The following is a 3,757-nucleotide window of genomic DNA, read 5'->3' as shown; positions in this document are numbered from 1 at the left end:
AGCCCAGCAGGGACAGGGCCTTGCTGAAGGTGGCGGAGGGACGCATCACGGCAGAGGCCTTGGCCTCGTCCGGGCGGTAGTAGCCGCCGAGGTCCACCGGGGAACCCTGGACGGCCAGCAGCTCGCCGACAATGGCTTCCTCGTCGGTGCTGAGGGTCTTGGAGACCTCGGCGAAGGCCTGGGCGAGTTCGGCGTCGTCGCTCTGGCGTGCCAGCTCGTCGGCCCAGAACTTGGCCAGGTAGAAGTGGCTGCCGCGGTTGTCCAGCTCGCCGGCCTTGCGCTTCGGGGACTTGTCCTCGAGCAGGAAGGTGCCGGTGGCGCGGTCCAAGGTGTCCGCGAGGATCTGGGCGCGGGCATTGCCCGTGGTGGTGGCCAGGTGCTCGAAGCTCACGGCCAGGGCCAGGAACTCGCCCAGGCTGTCCCAGCGCAGGTGGTTTTCCTTGAGCAGCTGCTGGACGTGCTTCGGGGCGGAACCGCCGGCGCCGGTCTCGAACAGGCCGCCGCCGTTGATCAGCGGAACGATCGAGAGCATCTTGGCGCTGGTGCCCAGTTCGAGGATCGGGAACAGGTCCGTGAGGTAGTCACGGAGCACGTTGCCGGTGACGGAGATGGTGTCCTCGCCCTTGCGGATGCGCTCCAGGGTGAAGGCGGTGGCCTCCTCCGGGGACATGATCTCGATCTGCAGGCCCTCGGTGTCGTGGTCCTTGAGGTATTCCTCGACCTTGGCGATCATCCGGGCGTCGTGCGCGCGGGTCTTATCCAGCCAGAACACGGCCGGGGTCGCGGAGGCCCGGGCGCGGGTGACGGCCAGCTTGACCCAGTCGCGGATCGGCACGTCCTTGGTCTGGCAGGCACGCCAGATGTCGCCCGGGGAGACCTGGTGTTCGATCAGGACGGTGCCCTCGTCGTCGACCACCTGGACGGTGCCGGCGGCGGTGATCTCGAAGGTCTTGTCGTGGCTGCCGTATTCCTCGGCGGCCTGGGCCATCAGGCCGACGTTCGGGACGGTGCCCATGGTGGTGGGGTCGAAGGCGCCGTGGGCGCGGCAGTCGTCGATGACCACCTGGTAGATGCCGGCGTAGCTGCTGTCCGGCAGGACGGCGAGGGTGTCCGCCTCCTGGCCGTCGCGGCCCCACATGTGGCCGGAGCTGCGGATCATGGCCGGCATGGAGGCGTCCACGATCACGTCGGAGGGGACGTGCAGGTTGGTGATGCCCTTGTCCGAGTCGACCATGGCCAGCTCGGGGCCCTCGTTGAGGCCCTTGGTGATGGCGGCCTCGACGTCGCCGCGGATCTCCTCGGGGAGGTCCTCCAGGCCGTTGAGGATGGAGGCCAAGCCGTTGTTGGGGCTGAGGCCGGCGGCGGCGATCTGCTCGCCGTAGGTGGCGAAGAGGTCGGCGAAGTAGGCCTTGACCACGTGGCCGAAGATGATCGGGTCGGAGACCTTCATCATGGTGGCCTTGAGGTGGGCGGAGAAGAGCACGCCCTCTTCCTTGGCGCGGGCCACCTGGGCCTTGAGAAACTCGTCCAGGGCGGCGGCGCGCATCACGGTGCCGTCGATGACCTCGCCGGCCAGGACCGGGAAGGCTCGCTTGAGGACCTTGACGGTGCCGTCTTCCTTGACCAGCTGGATCTTGAGGTTGGTATCGGCCGGGATCACCACGGACTTCTCGTTGGAGCGGAAGTCGTCGGCCTCCATGTGGGCCACGTTGGTCTTGGATTCAGGGGTCCAGGCACCCATGCTGTGCGGGTTCTGGCGTGCGTAGTTCTTCACCGACAGCGGCGCGCGGCGGTCCGAGTTGCCCTCGCGCAGCACCGGGTTCACGGCGGAGCCCTTGATCTTGTCGTACCGGGAGCGGATGTCCGTCTCCTCGTCCGAGGCCGGGTTGTCCGGGTAGTCCGGGAGGGCGTAGCCCTGGCCCTGGAGCTCGGCGATGGCGGCCTTCAGCTGCGGCACGGAGGCGCTGATGTTCGGCAGCTTGATGATGTTGGCTTCAGGCTTCTTGGCGAGTTCGCCGAGTTCGGCGAGCGCGTCGCCGATGCGCTGGTCCTCGGTGAGGTAGTCGCCGAAGACGGCGATGATGCGGCCGGCAAGCGAAATGTCGCGGGTCTCTACCTCCACACCGGCCGTCGAGGCGTAGGCCTCAATGATCGGCAAGAACGAATAGGTAGCCAGCATCGGCGCTTCGTCGGTGTGGGTATAGATAATCTTGGCCATGCTTGGGCGTCTCCCTGAAAGTCTGCGGAAATCTTTGTTATCTCAACGGCTCTAACTTACCCGAGGTGGCGGCCTCGGCGCTTGTTCGGGACGGCCGGCGGCAGTCAGGTGAAGCGGGCACGACGGCGGGTAGCCGCCCAAAAGCGATATGACAAGTTTTGACAAGATGCTTTACAGGCTCGTCATAGTGCCGTAGGTTCGATGCCATCACCGCGGCCCGTCCCCGAGGGCCGCACCGCACCCGCACGCAAAAGGATCCCCATGCGCACACGCAAATCCCTGGGCACCAGCCTGCTCAGCCTCTCCGCCGCAGCCCTGCTCGCCGTCGTCGCCGCCGGCAGCGCCACCGCCTCTCCCGGCGGTGCCGGACGCGCGCCCTCGGGCACTCCGGACGTGGCCAGCCACACCGTGACCGAGGCCGCCGGCGCGGACTACTGGACGCCCGAACGGATGCGCAACGCGATCCCCGGCGACGTGCTGGCCACTAAGGCCGTGAACCGCGGTGCCGCGAAGGCCGATGCGGGCAAGCCCGTTGAGGTGGGTGCGCCGGCGAAGGTGGAGGGAACCACCCCGACGCTGCAGTCCAAGCAGGTCCAGACCAAGGCCAACGCCAGCGAGAACCCCGTCCCGCACATCGGCAAGGTCTTCTTCACCCTGGCCGGCGCCAACTACGTCTGCTCCGGCAACTCGGTGACCTCGGCGAACAAGAGCACGGTGTCCACCGCCGGACACTGCGTCAACGAGGGCCCGGGCGCCTTCGCCACCAACTTCACCTTCGTCCCGGCCTACCTCAACGGCTCGGCACCCTACGGGAAGTGGACGGCCAAGGCCCTCTACACCCCCACCCAGTGGAGCTCCGGCGGCGACATGACCTACGACACCGGCTTCGCCGTGATGAACACCCTCAACGGGAAGACCCTCTCCGACGTGGTCGGCGCCTCCGGTGTGCAGTTCAACGCCGCCCGCGGCCTGAGCTACAAGTCCTTCGGCTACCCGGCCGCCGCCCCGTTCAACGGCGAATCGCTCAAGAGCTGCAGCGGCACCGCCAAGAACGATCCCTACAACCCGCAGTTCAACACCCAGGGCATCCCGTGCAACATGACCGGCGGCTCCTCCGGCGGCCCGTGGTTCATCGGCACCAGCTCCTCCGGCTACCAGAACTCGATCAACAGCTACGGCTACGGCAGCAACTCCACCACCATGTACGGCCCGTACTGGGGCTCGGTCATCCAGCAGGCTTACAGCACCGCCGCCGCGTCCTAAGCACCAGTTCCCCGACTATCCGCGCCCAAGGGAAAGGAAAAGACAGGGCAACGCGGGGTTCCACCGCCGGCCGTCCCCCTCGACAGGCCGGCACCGGGACCCCGCGTTCCCGCGCCCGCCGCCGTACGCGGACAAAACAAACAGCTGCCGTGCCCCTCCCCTCGGGGCGGGGCGCGGCCGGTCTGGGTTTAGGAGCGTGCACGCCCCGCCCCGGGTCCCGGGGGGGCCTGCCGAGTGGAAGAATTGGCGGGCGCCGGGAGAGAGGAAGAGCGGCGG

Annotated in this window: 2 protein-coding genes; one reads left to right on the top strand and one right to left on the bottom strand. The window is 67.7% G+C overall.

Annotated features, from left to right (window positions below; all coding sequences use genetic code 11):
* Positions 1-2,218 (bottom strand): NADP-dependent isocitrate dehydrogenase (locus AB0305_RS22830; protein ID WP_364136737.1); only part of this gene is annotated, 2,218 nt, incomplete at its 3' end.
* 261 nt (positions 2,219-2,479) lie between these two features.
* On the opposite strand from AB0305_RS22830, the gene AB0305_RS22825 reads away from it, so the two are divergent.
* Positions 2,480-3,481: a hypothetical protein gene (locus AB0305_RS22825; RefSeq protein WP_364136736.1), complete on the top strand. Its 1,002-nt coding sequence runs from the start codon at positions 2,480-2,482 to the stop codon at positions 3,479-3,481.
* The last annotated feature ends 276 nt before the right edge of the window (positions 3,482-3,757 follow it).

Source organism: Arthrobacter sp. NPDC080086, assembly GCF_040702285.1.
Note: the sequence above shows the minus strand (reverse complement) of the source record. Positions and strands in the feature narration are given on the sequence as shown.